The organism is Actinobacillus arthritidis (genome assembly GCF_029774155.1).
GTDB classification, from domain to species: domain Bacteria; phylum Pseudomonadota; class Gammaproteobacteria; order Enterobacterales; family Pasteurellaceae; genus Actinobacillus; species Actinobacillus arthritidis.
Genome location: NZ_CP103833.1, coordinates 1,486,898 through 1,505,750, shown reverse-complemented (window position 1 = coordinate 1,505,750; position 18,853 = coordinate 1,486,898). Strand labels below are relative to the sequence as shown.

Sequence of the window (18,853 nt, the reverse complement as noted above, 5' to 3'; positions counted from 1 at the left end):
ACTGGAAAACAAAAATGATTGATTACAAAAACACCTTAAATTTGCCTGAAACAGGCTTTCCTATGCGTGGGGATCTCGCTAAACGTGAACCCGATATGTTAAAAAATTGGTATGACAAAAATTTATATCAAAAAGTACGTGAAAGTTCGAAAGGGAAAAAATCTTTCATTCTGCACGACGGTCCTCCGTATGCAAACGGTAATATTCATATTGGTCACGCAGTTAATAAAATTTTAAAAGATATTATTATGAAATCGAAAACCGCTTTAGGTTTCGATACGCCTTACGTTCCGGGTTGGGACTGTCATGGTTTACCGATCGAATTAAAAGTAGAAGGCATTGTCGGTAAACCGAACGAAAAAATTTCGGCGGCGGAATTCCGTCAGGCTTGCCGTGATTATGCGAAAGAGCAAGTCGAAGGACAAAAAGCTGACTTTATGCGTATGGGGATTTTAGGTGACTGGGAAAAACCATACCTTACGATGAACTTTGATACGGAAGCACAAATTATCCGTACTTTAGGCAAAGTGATTGCGAACGGTCACTTATACAAAGGTTCTAAACCGGTTCACTGGTGTTTAGACTGTGGCTCATCATTAGCGGAAGCGGAAGTAGAATACGAAGATAAAGTGTCTCCGTCTATTTATGTGCGTTTTAAAGCGGTTGATGCTTGCAGCGGTTGAAGCAAAATTTAATGCGGTAGGTAAAGGAAGCGGTCAAATTTCTGCAATTATTTGGACCACAACACCTTGGACATTACCTTCAAACAAAGCAATTTCAATTAATCCTGAATTTGACTATCAATTAGTCCAATTTGGTGATGAACGTGTCATTTTAGTAAAAGATTTAGTTGAAAGCGTGCAAAAAGCAACAAACGTAGAATCAGTTGAAATATTAGGTGAAGTAAAAGGTGACGCATTAGAATTAATGCAATTCCAGCACCCGTTCTACGATTACAGCGTACCGTTAATCTTAGGTGATCACGTAACCACTGACGGCGGTACCGGTTTGGTACACACTGCGCCGGATCATGGTCAAGACGACTTTATCGTATCGAAAAAATACAATATCGAAATGGCGGGCTTAGTGGCAAATGACGGTAAGTTTATCTCAACTACGCCATTCTTTGCCGGCTTAGGTGTGTTCGAATCAAACGAAAAAGTTTTAGAAAAATTAAAAGAAACCGGTGCGTTATTAAAATTAGAACGTATCAAACATAGCTATCCACACTGCTGGCGTCACAAAACGCCAATTATTTTCCGTGCGACGCCGCAATGGTTTATCGGTATGGAAACACAAGGCTTACGTAAACAAGCATTAGGTGAAATCAAATCAGTACGTTGGATCCCAAGCTGGGGCGAAGCTCGTATTGATACCATGGTAGCAAACCGTCCTGATTGGTGTATCTCTCGTCAGCGTACGTGGGGCGTACCGATGACAATGTTTGTTCACAATGAAACCGAAGAACTACATCCTCGTACACTTGAAATCTTAGAAGCTGTAGCGAAACGTGTAGAAGAAAAAGGTATCCAAGCATGGTGGGATCTTGAACCGGTTGAAGTGTTAGGCGAAGAAGATGCGAAAAACTACCGTAAAGTACCAGATACGTTAGACGTATGGTTCGATTCGGGGTCAACTTACGCATCAGTTGTAGAAGCTCGTCCGGAGTTCAATGGCAACAGTACCGATATGTACCTTGAAGGCTCAGACCAGCACCGCGGTTGGTTTATGTCTTCATTAATGCTTTCAACGGCAACAAACGGCAAAGCACCGTATAAACAAGTGTTAACTCACGGTTTCGTGGTTGATGAAAAAGGTCGCAAAATGTCGAAATCAATCGGCAATGTGATTATGCCTTCAGAAGTGTGGAATAAAAACGGTGCGGATATTTTACGTTTATGGGTTGCATCAACTGACTATACCGGTGAAATCGCCGTTTCGCACAATATCTTAAATAGTGCCGGCGAATCTTATCGCCGTATCCGTAATACTGCACGTTTCTTATTAGCAAACCTAAACGGTTTTGATCCGAAACGTGACTTAGTGAAGCCGGAAGAAATGATCGCATTAGACCGTTGGGCGGTAAGCTGTGCATTAGACGCACAAAACGATATTAAAGAAGCGTACGATAACTATCAATTCCACACTGTGGTGCAACGTTTAATGCGTTTCTGCTCTATCGAAATGGGGTCATTCTATTTAGATATTATTAAAGACCGTCAATATACAACTAAAGCGGACAGTCTTGCTCGCCGTAGTTGCCAAACCGCGTTATGGCATATCGCAGAAGCATTGGTTCGTTGGATGGCACCGATTCTATCATTCACAGCCGATGAAATTTGGGGTTACTTACCACAGGTAGAAGGTCGTTCGGAGTTTGTATTTACCGAAGAATTCTATGAAGGCTTATTCGGTTTAACTGAAGCAGATAAATTAGATGACGCTTACTGGCAACAAATCTTAAAAGTACGTGCCGAATCAAACCGTGTGTTAGAACAAGCACGTAAAGATAAAGTTATCGGTTCAGGCTTAGAAGCGAAAGTAACGCTTTATGCAAATGATGAAATCCGTGCAATGTTAGAGCAACTTGGTAATGAGCTTCGTTTTGTGCTGATCACTTCACAAGCAATTATCAAGCCGTTAAGTGAAGCGGATGTTGCAGAAGGTGAAGTAGCTGGTTTAGCAGTGAAAGTCGAACGTGCCGAAGGCGAAAAATGTCCACGTTGCTGGCACTTTGCAACCGACATCGGCACTCATGCGGAACATAGCTCAGTATGTGGACGTTGCATAGAAAACGTGGCTGGTACGGGCGAGAAACGTTCATTTGCATAAAAGCAAGCGGTATGATTTTGCGAAAAAATCGTAAAATTTTACCGCTTATATAGCTAAAAATAATAGGGATACGATGTGTCGTATCCCGTTTTCTCATATATCAAAAGGATGTCAATTAATGTCCTTATATATTAAGCGATAAATGGAGCAATAAAATGCTTATTTTAAATAAACCAAACCACGCTAAAAAACAGTTAGAAGCATTACGTTTTATTCCGCAAACAGCAGATAAAGTAGAATTTCTAGCCAGTGGGCGTGAGTTCAAAGATCGCATTTTAACGCTTATCAAAAATGCTAAAAAACGCATTTATTTGACCGCTTTATATTTTGAACAAGATGAAGCCGGACAGGAAGTTTTAACTGCTTTATATCAGGCTAAACAGCTTAATCCTGCTTTGGAAATTAAGGTTTTAGTCGATTGGCATAGAGCACAAAGAGGACGAATCGGAGAAGAAACGGTAAGTTCTAATGCAGATTGGTATGTGAAAACAAGACAACAATATAACCTGCCATCAGATCAGGAAATTCAGTTTTGGGGTGTGCCGATTAATCGTAAAGAATTATTCGGCGTATTACATCTAAAAGGTTTTGTATTTGATGATACGTTACTCTATAGCGGAGCAAGTATTAATAATGTCTATCTACAACAATTTGAACGTTATCGTTATGACCGCTATCATCTGATTGAAAATAAAGCTTTAACCGATGCAATCATTGATTTCACCAAGACACATATTTTACAAAATGATGCGGTAAATCGTTTAGATGATGAAAATCGTCCAAAAACCAATGAAATTCGACCGCTTATTAAAGCATTTCGTAAATATTTATCATCACAGAGCTACGCTTTTAGCGGACAGTCACAAAGCGAGCGACTAAGTTTATCGCCTCTAGTGGGTTTAGGACGTAAAAATAGCTTAAACAAAACCATTGAAGCGTTGTTTTATCAAGTGGAAGATAAATTAACGATCTGTACGCCGTATTTTAATTTCCCTCTTTCACTCTATAAGCGTTTAAATTGGCTTTTAGAACACGGTAAAAAGGCGGAAATTATTGTTGGTGATAAAACCGCTAATGATTTTTATACCCCACCGGAAGAAAAATTTACGATGGCATCGGCATTACCGTATCTCTATGAGAAAAATTTACGTGCCTTTGCGAAACGTTTTGATCGCTATATCCAAAATGGACAATTAACGGTACGTTTATGGAAACACGGCGATAATAGTTACCATTTAAAAGGGGTATGGATTGATAATCGTTATATCTTATTAACCGGTAATAATCTCAATCCTCGTGCTTGGGCTTTAGATGCTGAAAATGCAGTATTAATCCATGATCCGAACGCAGAATTAAGTGTAAAATCGGAAGCCGAATTAACACAAATTCGTACTCATACGACTGTTTTAAAACACTATAGTGACTTAGAGCAAATTAACGATTATCCAGAAGCAGTACGAAAACTGTTAAAACGTTTTGGTCGTGTGAAATTAGATAAAGTCGTTAAAATGTTGTTGTAACAAGAGTTTAATTAGTCACGGATAACACGGATTTACACAGATTTTTTTGAAATGTGTTTTTCTTCGTTATCCGTCTTTTATTTACAAAGGAATAAAAATGAGTGAACAAATTTATGGTATTCACGCAGTAAAAGCATTCTTGGAGAATGCACCGGAACGCCTTATCGAAGTGTTAGTGTTAAAAGGGCGTGAAGATAAGCGTTTAATTCCATTATTAAATGAGCTACAACGCTTGGGTATCGCTATTCAGCAAGTCAATCGTCAAACATTGGATAACAAAGCACAAGGCGAAGTTCACCAAGGCATTATTGCCAAAGTGGTTCCACAAAAAGAACTGAATGAACACGATCTTGATGTTATCTTGAGTCAAAAGCAAAATCCATTTTTATTAATTTTAGACGGAGTGACAGATCCGCATAACCTTGGTGCTTGTTTACGTACTGCTGATGCGGCTGGTGTAGATGCGGTTATCGTACCAAAAGATAAATCGGCACAACTTACCTCAACTGCTCGTAAAGTGGCTTGTGGTGCGGCAGAAACTGTACCGTTGATTCGTGTCACGAATCTTGCTCGTACAATGCGAGAACTACAAGAACAACATAATATTTGGATTGTTGGTACAGCTGGAGAAGCGACATCAGGAATTTATCAGGCAAAATTAACAGGAGCTATCGCTCTTGTGATGGGGGCAGAAGGTGACGGTATGCGGCGTTTAACTCGTGAACATTGTGATCAGCTGATCAGTATTCCAATGGCAGGATCTGTTTCTTCCCTAAACGTATCTGTTGCGACCGGTGTATGCTTATTTGAAATTGTTCGCCAAAAATTAATGGCAGAGTAATATTTGAATATCAGGAAAGCATTTCAGGAAAACCAGCAGATATTTGTGAAAATCTAACCGCTTGCTTCCCTCAATGATTTTGAGTATTTTTATATTCCGTGGTAAGTCGTGTTACCACGGAATATATGTTTATAAAGATCTTATAGATTTACAACGTATTTGCCGACACCCAATTCATCTTCTTTACGAGTACGAGCGATAACGCTTGCTGCAGATTCTACAACACGTAAGCCCATTTCGTCTTCGGTACGAACCACATCGCCACGTAATGAGTTAGTATAAACATCAGTAATTTTAATATCGACAAATTTACCAATCATATCAGGTGTACCTTGGAAGTTAACGATACGGTTGTTTTCGGTACGACCGGTTAATTCCATAATGTCTTTCTTAGAGGGACCTTCCACCAATACACGTTGTTCCGTACCTAACATTGCACGGCTAAATTGCATAGCTTGATGATTGATACGTTGTTGTAAACGTGCTAAACGCTCTTTTTTCTCTTCTTCCGAAATATCATCCGGTAAATCCGCCGCAGGTGTACCCGGGCGAGCAGAGTAGATAAAGCTGAAGCTCATATCAAAGTTGACTTGTTCGATCACTTTCATTGTTTGTTCGAAGTCTTCCGCCGTTTCACCCGGGAAGCCAACGATAAAGTCTGAACTGATTTGAATATTCGGACGAACTTCACGTAATTTACGAATAATCGCTTTATATTCTAATGCCGTGTGATTACGTTTCATCATGGTTAATACACGATCCGCACCACTTTGAATCGGTAAGTGTAAGAAGCTCACTAATTCAGGCGTGTCACGATAAACTTCGATGATGTCATCGGTAAATTCAATTGGGTGGCTAGTGGTATAACGCACACGGTCGATACCGTCAATCGCGACAACTAGACGAAGCAATTCGGCAAAGGTGCAGATGCCACCGTCAAAAGTTTCACCACGATAAGCATTTACATTTTGACCAAGTAAGTTCACTTCACGTACACCTTGTTCCGCTAATTGTGCGATTTCAAATAATACGTCATCCACCGGACGAGAAACTTCTTCACCACGTGTATAAGGTACTACGCAGAATGAGCAGTATTTATTACAACCTTCCATAATTGAAACGAAAGCGGTTGGGCCTTCAGCACGAGGTTCCGGTAAGCGGTCAAATTTTTCAATTTCTGGGAAAGAAATATCAACAATCGCACGGTCACCACCACGGATTTTATTGATCATTTCCGGTAAACGGTGCAATGTTTGCGGACCAAATACAATATCAACAAATGGTGCACGGTCACGAATGTGTTCGCCTTCTTGCGATGCAACACAACCGCCTACACCAATAATTAATTCCGGTTTATCTTTTTTCCAGTTTTTCCAACGACCAAGTTGCGAGAATACTTTTTCTTGTGCTTTTTCACGAATTGAACAGGTATTAAGTAATAAAACGTCTGCTTCTTCCGGTTTATCGGTCAGTTCTAATCCGTGCGTAGAGTTTAAAAGATCTGCCATTTTTGATGAGTCATACTCATTCATTTGACAGCCCCAAGTTGTAATATGTAATTTCGCCATAATTTCTCAAAAATAATAAGTAGAAAATAAAAGCGTAAAGAGAAATCCCTTTACGCAAAAACTTATGTTTATTTTACCTGTTTGACTATTTTTTCGCTATAACTAAATAAAATTAGCAAACAAAAATGCCACGATATTTCACTATCGTGGCACTTACTTATATTACTAAATCAATTATTTAGTTAAGGTTAATACAACGCTTTCGCCAGCAACAACTTGTCCCACTTTTTTGTCTAAGTTGCTAATTTCATCCATATTAGAAATGACAACCGGTGTTAATACCGATTTTGCTTTGCTTTCAAGTAATTCTAAATTGAATTTGATAATTGGATCGCCGGCTTTTACTGCTTGACCTTCTTGAGCAACACGGGTAAAACCTTCACCTTTTAATTCAACTGTATCAATACCAAAGTGAACGAATAACTCAACACCTTCATCTGATTCAATTGAGAATGCGTGGTTTGTTTCAAAAATTTTACCGATAGTACCGCTTACTGGTGCAACGATAGTATCGCCGTTTGGACGAATGGCAACACCGTCGCCAACGATTTTTTCAGAGAAAACAACATCTGGTACATCTTCGATGTTTACGATTTCACCTGAAAGAGGTGCATAAACTTTAACCTCTTTTGTTGTCGCTTGTTTTGAGCCAAATAATTTGTCGAAAAAGCCCATAGAAATCTCCGTTATTAAAATAGTAAACAAAATTCCCGTACATTTTATACGAGAATTTTGCCTTTGTATGCCATTTAATTGAAAATTAGTTCAGTTTAGCGTAAAAATCGTTAACTAATTTTTCAATATCAGTCGCTGTTGGCTGTGCTAATGCTTCATCTGCAAGTGCTTTTGCATCAGCATAGTTGATTGAGCGAGCAAGTTTTTTCACGTGAGGCACAGAAATCGCACTCATACTAAACTCGTCTAAGCCCATACCTAATAATAATGCGGTTGCACGTACATCACCTGCTAATTCACCACACATACCGGTCCATTTACCTTCTGCGTGTGACGCATCAATTACTTGTTTGATTAAGTTCAATACCGATGGACTTAATGGATTATAAAGGTGAGCAATGATTTCATTACCACGGTCAACTGCTAAAGTATATTGAGTTAAGTCATTGGTACCGATACTGAAGAAGTCGGCTTCTTTCGCAAGGTGACGAGCATTGACTGCCGCTGATGGCGTTTCAACCATAATACCTAATTGAAGGTTTTCATCGAATGCTTTACCTTCAGCACGAAGTTGCTCTTTTAATTCCGCCACGATCGCTTTTAATTCACGAATTTCTTCAACAGAAATAATCATTGGGAACATTACCGCTAATTTACCGAATGCCGAGGCACGTAATACTGCACGTAATTGCGTATCTAAGATTTCACGACGTGTTAAACCGATACGTACTGCACGCCAACCTAAGAATGGGTTCATTTCTTTTGGTAAGTTTAAGTACGGTAATTCTTTGTCACCGCCGATATCCATGGTACGTAATACCACTTGTTTACCATCCATAGCTTCAACAATTTCTTTATATGCTTGGAATTGCTCTTCTTCGCCCGGTAATTCGCTACGATCCATAAATAAGAATTCGGTACGGTATAAACCAATTGATTCACCACCGTTACGTAATACACCGTCAACATCACGGATTGTACCGATATTACCGGCTACTTCGATACGATGACCGTCTAAGGTTTCCGCCGGTAATTCTTTTAACTTAGCAAGTTCAGCTTTCTCTGTTGCTACACGTTCTTGAAGTGCTTTAAATTCTGCAAGCTCAGCATCAGACGGATTAATATGAATTTGGTTATTTACCGCATCTAAAATTAATGTGTCGCCGGTTTTTACACGTGATGTAATGTCATTCGTACCCACAATCGCTGGAAGCTCTAATGAACGAGCCATAATTGAAGTATGAGAAGTACGGCCACCAATATCAGTAATAAAGCCTAATACTTTATCTAAATTTAACTGTGCGGTTTCAGAAGGTGTTAAGTCGTAAGCAACTAAAATGGCTTCTTCTTGAATGTCACCTAAATCAATGATATGCATATTTAAGATATTACGTAATAAACGATTACCAATATCACGGATATCGCCGGCACGTTCTTTTAAATATTCATCATCAATTTCTGCCAGCATAGAGGCTTGCATATCAATAACTTTACTTGCCGCAACGTCAGCAGTTACAAGGTTATCAGCAATATAGCTTAGAATTTCTTCTTCAAGCTCTTCATCTTCTAAGATCATTAAGTGACCTTCAAAGATAGCTTCTTTTTCTTCACCAAGTGTGCGTCTAGCTTTCTCTTTAATTGCAGTCAGTTGTCTTCCGCTTTATCACGACCTTCAAAAAATTTTGCTTTTTCAGCTTCAATTTGATCTGCTGTAATTTTTTGAGTATTAAGCACAATCGGCTCTTCTTTCAATACGAGTGCTTTACCGAATACAACACCAGGAGAAGTTGCGATACCTGTAATCATAATGTGTCCTTGTCTAAAAGTGATACAATGCTATATAGCACAATACAACCCTATTCCATCTCGGTTTCTAGTGAAACAGAAAAGAAATAGGGCTGTTTTTAGAAGTAAAAATTCAATGGAATTATTCTAAAGTAGGGATTAAATCTACTAGGAAATCAACGGCTTTTTGCTCGTCTTCACCTTCCGCAGAAATAGTGATTGTTGTACCTTGCGTTAAACCTAATGTTTGAAGTTTGAATAAACTTTTCGCACTTGAGCTTTTTCCACCGGAAGTTACGGTAATATCTGAAGCAAAACCTTTAGTTGCTTTTACGAACTCAGTTGCTGGGCGAGTGTGTAAACCGTTAGGTGCAGTAATAACAACGTCTTTTGAGTACATATAAGATTCCTCTTAAATAATTTAAAAAGTGAAAAAAATCGGTTTAAGTTATTAAAACCCATTACTATTTATGCTAACTTTACTACAAAAAGACGCTAAAAACACGCTTAAAACCTGAAAATATTTTGATAAATATTAAATATTAGCCGGTTAATTAACCAAAATGAGTTAATTTTGCCTCATATCAATTTTTTAAAATGCTACTAAAAGTTAAACGATTGCGTAAAATGTTCAAAAAGCATCTCATTCTGTTATTGGGGAAATAATGTTTCGTTCCATCTCAAAAATTACTGCATGGTCTATCTTTATTTTAGTTGTTGGGCTTTATGTTTTTAGCTTAAACGCATTAATGCAGTATCGCCAAGCCGAAACTCTTTGGCAATTTTCTGAAGTGCTACCGATTTTGAAATATAGCTTTTTACAAGCAAGCCTTTCTGCTTTTTTTGCCGTAGTGCTGGGGGCATTATTGGCGAGGGCTTTTTTCTACTTAGATTTTGTGGGGAAATCCTTACTTTATAAGAGTATTACGTTAGTTTGGGCATTACCTTCTCTAGTTGTTATTTTTGCCGTTATTGGATTTTGGGGGAGTTCGGGTTGGATTGCTCAAATAATGCATTTCTTTATGGTAAAGTGGGAAGTGCAACTTTATGGTTTAAATGGAATATTAATTGCTCATATACTATTTAACCTACCATTAGTGATGAAATATAGCTTAGAAGGGCTTAATTTGATCCCGAGTAGTCAGCACCGCTTAGGCGCACAACTGGGTCTAAAAAGTTGGCAATATTTTCGGATTGTTGAATTACCGATCTTAAAAGGCATTTTACCCTATGCGTTCACAAATGTATTTTTGATTTGTTTTACCAGCTTCCCGATTGTTTTAATGTTGGGAGGTAGCCCTAAATATAGCACGTTAGAGGTGGCAATCTATCAAGCGGTCACTTTTGAGTTTGATTTCGCAAAAGCGGTAATGTTGATCCTTATTCAATTTGCGTTGGGAAGTGTATTACAATTTTTAATGAGCTTAACGACCAAATTTGCTTTTAATCATACTAAACAATACGCACCTGTAGTTGATATGATTTGGAAACCGAAGCCTTTAGGTTGGAGAAAGTTAGGGCTTCAGATTATTCTAGTGTTGCAAAGTTTATTTATTATTTTACCGCTTGCGAGTGTAGTTTGGTCCGGTATCTCCGTATCGAATTTAAGTGAACGCTTGCTCAATTCAGCCTTATGGGACGCAGTTTGGTTCTCTTTTTTATTGAGCTTAATTGCTGCATTTACTGTGCTGTGTTTAGCATATTTACTTGCATTAGAAACACGACAGCTTGCTTTTCGTCAGAAAAATGGCTTGTATGCCTTATTAGCTGGCGTGATTAACTATCCATTAATTTTACCGGTATTTTTGTTGGCGGTCGGGCTGTTTTTAATCTTTATGGAGATTGAATTAACAACGTCGGACTTATTATGGATTGTTGGCATTTGTAATGGTTTAACGCTATTACCCTATATTTATCAACTTATTTTTGCCGCTATGTGGCATTCACTTACCGCACAAGATAAATTAGCCCGAAGTTTAGGATTAACCGGCTTACGCCATTGGTGGATTGTGGAAAAAACTTACTTAATTAGGCCGCTTGCGAATGCGTTTGCACTTGCAATGTCATCGAGTTTAGGCAGTTTTACTGTCATCGCTTTCTTTGGTAGCCCTGATTTTAGTTCTCTGCCTTATTTGTTATATCAACAATTAGGTAGCTATCGAACCGAAGATGCGGCGGTTACGGCTTTGGTTTTGATGTTATTTACATTGTTGCCGTTTTTATTTATTGATCAGCACGAGAAAATAAGATGATTCGTCTAGATGTCCGTTTTAATTACCAGCAAATGCCAATGTCTTTTACGCTTGAAATTCCTAAAGGACAGAAAGTAGCGATTGTTGGCGAGAGCGGTGCAGGGAAAAGCACCTTATTGAATCTTATTGCCGGATTTGAAATGCCGACAAGCGGTCAGATTTGGTTAAATGCTTGCAATCACACGACAACGGAAGTCGCAGAGCGTCCAGTATCAATGTTGTTTCAAGATAATAATGTGTTTCCACATTTAACCGTTGAGCAAAATATCGGATTAGCATTGATTCCGAGTTTAAGACTTAATCGAAACCAACAATCACAAGTTCGAGAAATTGCCGAACAAATGGGTATTGTCGATTTATTGAATAGACGAGCGGATCAGCTTTCTGGCGGTCAGAAACAACGAGTAGCACTTGCTCGAACATTATTACGTAAACAACCGATTTTATTATTAGATGAACCGTTTTCGGCACTTGATCCTAAGCGTAGAAATGAATTACAAGTATTAGTTGCGGATATTTGTCGGCAACAGAATCTGACACTATTAATGGTGACTCACCAATTTGCAGAAAGTAAATCGCTTTTTGATCGTGTGTTAACGATTGAGAACGGCACGATAATTTCAGATAAATTAATATGTGATTAATGTAAGATAGTATGTTTATTAGCTAAACTTGCTAAATATGTGATCTAATCGACAAAACTAAAACGTTTTAGCAAAATTTGCTTTGTTAGCTAAACCGTTTTAGTTAAAATGCAATCGTTTAATTTTTATATAAAAATAGGTGGCAAACTATGAACTTCCCGAAAATTGCGGAACAAACGATCGAGAAACTCGGTGGTAAAAGCAACATCACAACGCTTGCACACTGTGCAACACGCTTACGTTTAACCCTTGCGGATGAATCAAAAGTAGATAAAGAAGCGATTGAGAATATCGAAGGCGTTAAAGGTCAATTCTCAACCAGCGGTCAATACCAAATTATTTTTGGTTCAGGCACAGTAAACAAAGTACACGCTGAAATGCAAAAACAAATGGGCATCGGCGATATGAGTACTTCTGAAGTTGCGGCTGGTGCGGCAAACCAACCGTTATTACAACGTTTAGTAAAAGGTTTAGCGGATATTTTTGTGCCGATCATTCCTGCAATCGTAGCCGGCGGTTTGTTGATGGGTATCCACTCAATGCTGACTTCGATCGGTTTCTTCTGGGAAGGTGAGTCTGTTGCGACCAAATACCCTGAATTTGCGGATTTAATTGATTTTATCAACACCATTGCAAATGCACCGTTTGTATTCTTACCGGTATTACTTGGTTTCTCAGCAACGCGTAAATTCGGTGGTAACCCGTTCTTAGGTGCGGCACTCGGTATGTTATTAGTTCACCCTGCATTAGCAGACGGTTGGAACTATGCGAAAACCTTAATGGAAGGTAACATCAAATACTGGAACGTACTTGGTTTTGAAATTGAAAAAGTGGGTTATCAAGGTACAGTTATCCCAACTATCGTTTCTGCTTGGGTGTTAGCAACGCTTGAAAAAGGTTTCCGCAAATTTGTGCCTTCTTATTTAGATAACCTTGTAACACCGATGATGTCTTTATTCATCGCTGGTGTGTTAGCTTTCACTGTAATCGGTCCATTCGGTCGTGAAGCGGGGTCGGCGATTTCAGCAGGCTTAACGTGGTTATACGACAGCTTAGGTTTTATCGGCGGTGCAATCTTCGGTACATTCTATGCACCAATCGTCATTACTGGTATGCACCAAACTTTCATTGCGGTAGAAACGCAATTATTAGCGGAAATGGCGAACACTGGCGGTACATTTATCTTCCCAATCGGCGCAATGTCTAACATCGCACAAGGTGCGGCGTGTTTAGGTGTAGCGTTCGCAATGAAAGATGCGAAAGTACGCGGTTTAGCCGTGCCGTCTGGTATCTCTGCATTATTAGGTATCACTGAGCCGGCAATGTTCGGTGTGAACTTACGTTACCGTCAAGCATTCATTGCCGCGATGATCGGTTCAGGTGTCGCTTCTGCATTCATCGCATTCTTTAATGTGAAAGCGATTGCATTAGGTGCGGCAGGTTTCTTAGGCGTGCCGTCAATCAAACCGGACAGCCTTGCAATGTACTCTGTAGGTATGGCAATTTCATTTATCGTTGCGTTCTCAATCTCAGCGGTATGGGTAAAAAAAGCACAAGCTAAAAAATAATTGCCGGCACTAAAATAATAGCGAAAGCCCCTAAATCTTACGGTTTAGGGGCTTTCGTTTATGTAACAAGCGGTTAAATTTGTTCGATTTTTTACAAATGGGAGTTTAACCACGGAAGACTCGGAATGTCACAGAAAGTGATGGTGCGATATAATCAATTGTATGAAAAAAGGGCGTACTTGGTACGCCCCTACTTTTTTTATATTGCAGATTTTTAGTAAAATCTAACCGCTTGTTTTTGCTTATTTATAAAACTCAATGCCGGAAATACTATTGGTGACACGGGTTCCTGCTTTACCAGCCACAATATCTTGGATATCGGAAAGTGAGCCGATTGCAAGCATCTTTACCGGTTGCTTTAACAAAGTTAATCACAGCTTGTACTTTTGGTCCCATTGACCCCGGTGCAAATTCGTCTGCCAGTTTCTCCAATTCCGCTGGGTTTGCTTTGGCAATTTGTAGTTGATCTAGTTTATTGAAGTTTACGCATGCGGCTTTGACATCGGTTGCGATAATAAATAAATCCGCATCAAGTTGTTGAGAAATCACCGCTGTAGCAAGATCTTTATCCACAACCGCTTCCACACCTTGTAATTTACCTTGCTCGTTACGAATACTCGGCACACCGCCACCGCCACCGCAAATTACGATTTGATCTTGTGCTAATAACGCTTTTACCGCATCAATACCGGTGACGGATTGCGGTTTCGGGCTTGGCACGGCACGGCGGTAATATTGACCATCTGCCATTACAGTCCAACCTTTTTCAGCGGCTAATTTTTCCGCTTCTTCTTTTGAGTAAACCTGTCCGATTGGTTTGCTCGGTTTGGCAAAAGCCGGATCGTTAGCATCAACAATCACTTGAGTGACTAAGGTTTGCGTCGGGTGTTCCGGCACGAGATTGGTCAATTCTTGTTGCAACATATAACCAATCATTCCCACGGTTTGGGAAACTAATACATCAAGTGGGTAAGGCTCAATTTTATTATCAATCGCGTGGTAAGCGGCGTGTTGTAAGGCACTTAATCCGACTTGAGGGCCATTACCGTGTGAAATGACTAATTCATTATTCGGTTTAATTTTTGCTAGTTGTTCTGCGGCGATTTTGATATTTGCCGACTGGTTTTGGGCGGTCATTGGCTCGCCGCGTTTTAATAAAGCGTTACCGCCTAAAGCTACTACGATTTTCATATTCGTTCCTTTTATTACGCTAAGCTCGCGACCATTACCGCTTTAATGGTGTGCATACGGTTTTCCGCTTGTTCGAAAGCCACGTTTGCCGGGGATTCGAATACGTCTTCGGTCACTTCGATACCGTTTGCTAGAGCCGGATATTTTTCGGCGATTTGTTTGCCCACTTTGGTTTCACTGTTATGGAATGCCGGTAAGCAGTGCATAAATTTTACTTTCGGATTGCCGGTGCGTTGCATTAATTCCGGTGTCACTTGGTACGGCATTAACATTTCGATACGTTCACCCCAAGTTTCAAGTGGCTCACCCATAGATACCCAAACGTCAGTATGTACGAAATCTACGCCTTTTACTGCAGTATCAATATCTTCGGTTACGGTAATTCTTGCACCGCTTTCCGCCGCGAATTTTTGGCACATTTCAACTAAGCTGTCTTCCGGTAATAATGCTTTCGGTGCACAGATACGCACATCCATCCCTAATTTTGCACCGATTAATAATAAGGAGTTCCCCATATTATTACGTGCATCACCGATATACACGTAGCTGATTTGGCTTAACGGTTTTTCACAGTTTTCAATCATGGTGAGTACATCGGCTAACATTTGGGTTGGGTGAAATTCATCGGTTAAACCGTTGAATACCGGCACGCCAGCGTAGTCGGCTAATTCTTGTACCACAGATTGTTTAAAACCACGGTATTGAATCGCATCGTACATTCTGCCCAATACGCGAGCGGTGTCTTTCATTGACTCTTTATGACCGATTTGAGATGAAGTCGGGTCGATATAAGTCACGTGTGCGCCTTGGTCATAAGCCGCTACTTCAAATGCACAACGGGTACGGGTTGAGGTTTTTTCAAAGATTAATGCAATATTTTTGCCTTTTAATAGTTGTTGTTCTGTTCCTGCATATTTCGCACGTTTGAGATCTCGAGCTAAGTCTAATAAAAATTTGATTTCACGTTCGGTATGATTTACAAGGCTGAGTAAGTGTCTATTTTTAAGATTAAATGCCATGATATTGCTCCTGTGTCTGCTATAAGTAAAAAGTTTTAAAATTTTGACCGCTTGTATAAGTGAAAGAACTTATTCGGGATCGTGGATAAAGGAAATGTGGAATTGCAAGGCGAGAATGCTTTGAAAAGAATTGCGTTGCGATAGCAAAGGCGATTGCTATCTTATGTGTTATACCTAATGAAGGTATAAAAAAGGTAGGATTTAACATTTTTACTCCTAAAAATTTATGGGGTTGGTACTTGAGAGTCGCCATTAACCTTTCTTGTAGAAGTAGGCACGCAATTCTAGCAAAGCAAACGTTTGCTATCAAGTTGTTAATTAAATGATAAAAGGTTGATTTGATTAATTATGCTTTTATTTTGCATTTTTATTCATTTTAATGCAAGACGTTTTTATAAAGAAAATAAAAATTGATGAAGATTAAGGAGAGAACAAGCGGTCTGTTTTCAAGATTCTTTTGTAAAAAAGAGAGGAACTTGAACCGCTTGTCCTTTAATGGGAACGTCTGAATAACCGTTTTACAATGAGTAATGGAAGTGAAATTGGCCAAATCAGTGAAAGTGCTAAACCAGATAAAACTGCTTTGAGAAAACCTTTACGAGCAAATGAAATGCTAAAGATAATCAAAAAACATAGTGGAATAAGGAGTAAATAAATTTCAATCATAAATCCCTCCGAAGGAATTTTCTTTCTAGGTCACGGATATAGTAACGGGTGAAGCGTAAATCATTAATGATTTTTCAATACTTGTCATGGTCATAATTAAATTATTTTATCTTTTAAAAAATAACACTAAAGTGTTAATCTATTTTTGATCAAGTGCAAAGAATCATAATACCGGCTCAAGTACACTTATCAACAGTGATTATTTATAGTTAATTTTTGGAGTTTATATGCTTTATGCAGAATTTTTGCTTTTATTAGCATTCCTCTACGCAGGTAGCCGTTACGGTGGTATCGGCTTGGGGGTTGTTTCAGGTATCGGCTTATTTGTCGAAGTATTTTTCCTAGGTATGCCGCTTTCAAAAGCACCGATTGATGTAATGTTGGTGATTTTAGCCGTGGTAACTTGTGCGTCTGTACTTGAAGCGGCGGGCGGTTTGAAATTTATGCTTCAAATTGCAGAACGTATTTTACGTAGTAATCCAAGACGTATTACGATTCTTGGTCCTATCGTAACTTATGTGATGACTTTAATGTTAGGTACAGGACACTCAGTTTATTCCATTATGCCAATTATCGGCGATATTGCATTAAAAAATAAAATTCGTCCTGAGCGTCCAATGGCGGCGACCTCAGTTGCATCGCAATTAGGAATTACAGGTAGTCCTCTTTCTGCCGCAGTAGCGTATTACTTAACCGAAATTACTAAATTACCGGGTTTTGAAGGCGTGACACTTTTAAATATCGTAGCAGTAACGATGTCAGCAACATTTGTTGGTGTGATTGCGATGTCATTATATAGCTTACGCCGTGGTAAAGAGCTTGAAGATGATCCGGAATATCAACGTCGTATGCAAGATCCTGTATTACGTAAACAAATTGAAGAAACCAGTTCAACTTCATTAGATGAACAATTACCGGCGAGTGCGAAAAATTCTGTATATTTATTCTTAGCGGCAATTGCAACGATTGTGATTATTGCGATGATTCCAGCTGTTAAACCGGTTATGGCTGATACAGGCAAAACAGCCGGTATGGATAAAATTATCCAGATCGTGATGTTAACTTTCGGTGGTTTAATTTTAGTATTAACCAAAACCGATGTGAAAAAAGTGCCGAACGGTGTGGTATTTAAATCCGGTATGGTGGCAACCATTGCAATCTTCGGTATTGCGTGGATGAGTGATACCTATTTCAGTTATGCGATGCCTTCATTTAAAGCAGGTGTAACCGAAATGATTAAAGCGCAACCTTGGACATTTGCATTTGCATTATTTGCGGTATCTGTGGTAGTAAATAGCCAAGCGGTAACTGCGAAAATGTTATTACCTGTGGGTATTGCAATCGGTTTACCTGCACCGTTATTAGTTGGTTTAATGCCGGCAACTTATGCGTACTTCTTTATTCCTAACTATCCGTCAGATATCGCAACTGTGAACTTTGACGTAACAGGTACAACAAAAATTGGTAAATACTACTTCAACCACAGCTTTATGGCTCCGGGTTTAGTCGGTGTTATCAGTGCATGTTGTGTAGGTATTGCATTAGCAAATATCATTATCTAAATTTGATTGTTTAGTTCCCCTATAAGCGGTTGATTCTTGTAAATTTTTTGCAAAAATTGACCGCTTATTTTTTTGTTCCTTTCTTTACCTAACAAAATCGTAAAACAGCTTGCTCCATGAGCAACTAATCTATAAAATTTCATCTCTTAAGTGGGAAAAAGTGGTGTTTTGTGGAAATACAATGAACTTTCCCAAAATTGAGTAATCTTTTAAACAGATAAATTCCATTTTAGCTAGGTTGTCAATAATGTTTCGTGGTGCAAGTTCAATAAGCATTGATAGTAAAGGGCGAATAGCTATTCCTACTCGCTATCGTGCGGAATTAAAAGAAAAGCACGAAGGTATTTTGGTTTGTACCGTAGATATTCGACAACCTTGTCTATTACTTTACCCATTACACGAATGGGAAACGGTGGAGCAAAAATTACTTGCACTTTCCAATTTTGATCCGATGCAACGCCGTATTCAGCGAGTGATGCAGGGCTTTGCAACTGAATGTGAAATGGATGCCTCGGGTAGAATTTTACTTAGCCCGGCACTAAGACAGCATGCACAGCTTGAGCAACAAATTATGTTGGTCGGGCAATTAAATAAATTTGAAATTTGGCAAGAAAAACAATGGCAATCACAAATTGCCGAAGATCTTGCCTTGGGCAGTTCGGCGGAAATGTTGAATTGCGAAGCCTTAAAAAACCTTTCTTTATAAGATAAATAAGTGAGTTGGAAAAAT

Annotated in this window: 11 protein-coding genes and 3 pseudogenes; 8 read left to right on the top strand and 6 right to left on the bottom strand. The window is 39.1% G+C overall.

Translation table 11 applies throughout. The features are described from left to right. Positions 1–14: 14 nt before the first annotated feature. From ileS to rlmB, 3 genes and pseudogenes are all read left to right on the top strand, one after another. A pseudogene (gene ileS, locus NYR89_RS06980) lies at positions 15–2,832 on the top strand (isoleucine--tRNA ligase). Positions 2,833–2,987: 155 nt separating this feature from the next. Continuing rightward, positions 2,988–4,352 carry a CDP-diacylglycerol--serine O-phosphatidyltransferase gene (pssA, locus tag NYR89_RS06975; RefSeq protein WP_279445252.1) on the top strand — a complete coding sequence of 455 codons (1,365 nt, stop codon included), beginning with the start codon at positions 2,988–2,990 and terminating at the stop codon, positions 4,350–4,352. Positions 4,353–4,449: 97 nt separating this feature from the next. Next, positions 4,450–5,193, top strand: a complete 744-nt coding sequence (rlmB, locus tag NYR89_RS06970; protein ID WP_279445251.1) for a 23S rRNA (guanosine(2251)-2'-O)-methyltransferase RlmB — start codon at positions 4,450–4,452, stop codon at positions 5,191–5,193. Positions 5,194–5,333: 140 nt separating this feature from the next. Here the strand turns inward: rlmB and miaB are convergent, their stop codons facing one another. The 4 genes and pseudogenes from miaB to NYR89_RS06950 all read right to left on the bottom strand — a co-directional run bounded on the left by miaB (position 5,334) and on the right by NYR89_RS06950 (position 9,621). Then, entirely contained in the window at positions 5,334–6,761 is a 1,428-nt protein-coding gene (gene miaB / locus NYR89_RS06965) for a tRNA (N6-isopentenyl adenosine(37)-C2)-methylthiotransferase MiaB (RefSeq protein ID WP_279445250.1), read from the bottom strand. Positions 6,762–6,935: 174 nt separating this feature from the next. Continuing rightward, the gene (crr, locus tag NYR89_RS06960) at positions 6,936–7,436 is read right to left on the bottom strand and encodes a PTS glucose transporter subunit IIA (protein WP_279445249.1); all 501 of its coding nucleotides are present in this window, start codon (positions 7,434–7,436) and stop codon (positions 6,936–6,938) included. An 85-nt stretch (positions 7,437–7,521) separates the two neighbouring features. Next, a pseudogene (ptsI, locus tag NYR89_RS06955) lies at positions 7,522–9,242 on the bottom strand (phosphoenolpyruvate-protein phosphotransferase PtsI). A gap of 121 nt (positions 9,243–9,363) precedes the next feature. Continuing rightward, a complete protein-coding gene (locus tag NYR89_RS06950) occupies positions 9,364–9,621 on the bottom strand; it encodes an HPr family phosphocarrier protein (protein WP_279445248.1) in 258 nt (85 codons plus the stop codon). Positions 9,622–9,886: 265 nt separating this feature from the next. Between NYR89_RS06950 and thiP the strand changes: the two genes are divergently transcribed. The 3 genes from thiP (at position 9,887) to NYR89_RS06935 (ending at position 13,685) form a co-directional block, all read left to right on the top strand. Next, positions 9,887–11,473, top strand: a complete 1,587-nt coding sequence (gene thiP, locus NYR89_RS06945) for a thiamine/thiamine pyrophosphate ABC transporter permease ThiP (RefSeq protein ID WP_279445247.1) — start codon at positions 9,887–9,889, stop codon at positions 11,471–11,473. Beyond that, entirely contained in the window at positions 11,470–12,117 is a 648-nt protein-coding gene (thiQ, locus tag NYR89_RS06940; protein WP_279445246.1) for a thiamine ABC transporter ATP-binding protein, read from the top strand. The genes thiP and thiQ overlap by 4 nt, the downstream gene beginning before the upstream one ends. Positions 12,118–12,266: 149 nt before the next feature. Next, positions 12,267–13,685 (top strand): sucrose-specific PTS transporter subunit IIBC, encoded by a 1,419-nt coding sequence (locus NYR89_RS06935; protein WP_279445245.1) that lies wholly within the window; start codon positions 12,267–12,269, stop codon positions 13,683–13,685. Positions 13,686–13,927: 242 nt separating this feature from the next. Here the strand turns inward: NYR89_RS06935 and arcC are convergent. Next, positions 13,928–14,876 (bottom strand): annotated as a pseudogene (gene arcC, locus NYR89_RS06930) (carbamate kinase). A gap of 14 nt (positions 14,877–14,890) precedes the next feature. Next, positions 14,891–15,895, bottom strand: coding sequence for an ornithine carbamoyltransferase (locus NYR89_RS06925; protein WP_279441603.1), 1,005 nt, complete (start codon positions 15,893–15,895; stop codon positions 14,891–14,893). A gap of 893 nt (positions 15,896–16,788) precedes the next feature. On the opposite strand from NYR89_RS06925, the gene NYR89_RS06920 reads away from it, so the two are divergent. Both NYR89_RS06920 and mraZ read left to right on the top strand, forming a co-directional pair. Continuing rightward, positions 16,789–18,123, top strand: a complete 1,335-nt coding sequence (locus NYR89_RS06920) for an anaerobic C4-dicarboxylate transporter (RefSeq protein ID WP_279445244.1) — start codon at positions 16,789–16,791, stop codon at positions 18,121–18,123. Between the two features lie 247 nt (positions 18,124–18,370). Next, entirely contained in the window at positions 18,371–18,829 is a 459-nt protein-coding gene (gene mraZ, locus NYR89_RS06915) for a division/cell wall cluster transcriptional repressor MraZ (RefSeq protein WP_279445243.1), read from the top strand. Positions 18,830–18,853 lie beyond the last annotated feature (24 nt).

Excerpts from the sequence above, each read along its gene's own strand:
- thiP (WP_279445247.1), top strand. The coding sequence starts at position 9,887 with ATGTTTCGTTCCATCTCAAAAATTACTGCATGGTCTATCTTTATTTTA.
- miaB (WP_279445250.1), bottom strand. The coding sequence starts at position 6,761 with ATGGCGAAATTACATATTACAACTTGGGGCTGTCAAATGAATGAGTAT.
- NYR89_RS06925 (WP_279441603.1), bottom strand. The coding sequence starts at position 15,895 with ATGGCATTTAATCTTAAAAATAGACACTTACTCAGCCTTGTAAATCAT.
- pssA (WP_279445252.1), top strand. The coding sequence starts at position 2,988 with ATGCTTATTTTAAATAAACCAAACCACGCTAAAAAACAGTTAGAAGCA.
- rlmB (WP_279445251.1), top strand. The coding sequence starts at position 4,450 with ATGAGTGAACAAATTTATGGTATTCACGCAGTAAAAGCATTCTTGGAG.
- NYR89_RS06935 (WP_279445245.1), top strand. The coding sequence starts at position 12,267 with ATGAACTTCCCGAAAATTGCGGAACAAACGATCGAGAAACTCGGTGGT.
- NYR89_RS06920 (WP_279445244.1), top strand. The coding sequence starts at position 16,789 with ATGCTTTATGCAGAATTTTTGCTTTTATTAGCATTCCTCTACGCAGGT.
- crr (WP_279445249.1), bottom strand. The coding sequence starts at position 7,436 with ATGGGCTTTTTCGACAAATTATTTGGCTCAAAACAAGCGACAACAAAA.
- thiQ (WP_279445246.1), top strand. The coding sequence starts at position 11,470 with ATGATTCGTCTAGATGTCCGTTTTAATTACCAGCAAATGCCAATGTCT.
- mraZ (WP_279445243.1), top strand. The coding sequence starts at position 18,371 with ATGTTTCGTGGTGCAAGTTCAATAAGCATTGATAGTAAAGGGCGAATA.
- NYR89_RS06950 (WP_279445248.1), bottom strand. The coding sequence starts at position 9,621 with ATGTACTCAAAAGACGTTGTTATTACTGCACCTAACGGTTTACACACT.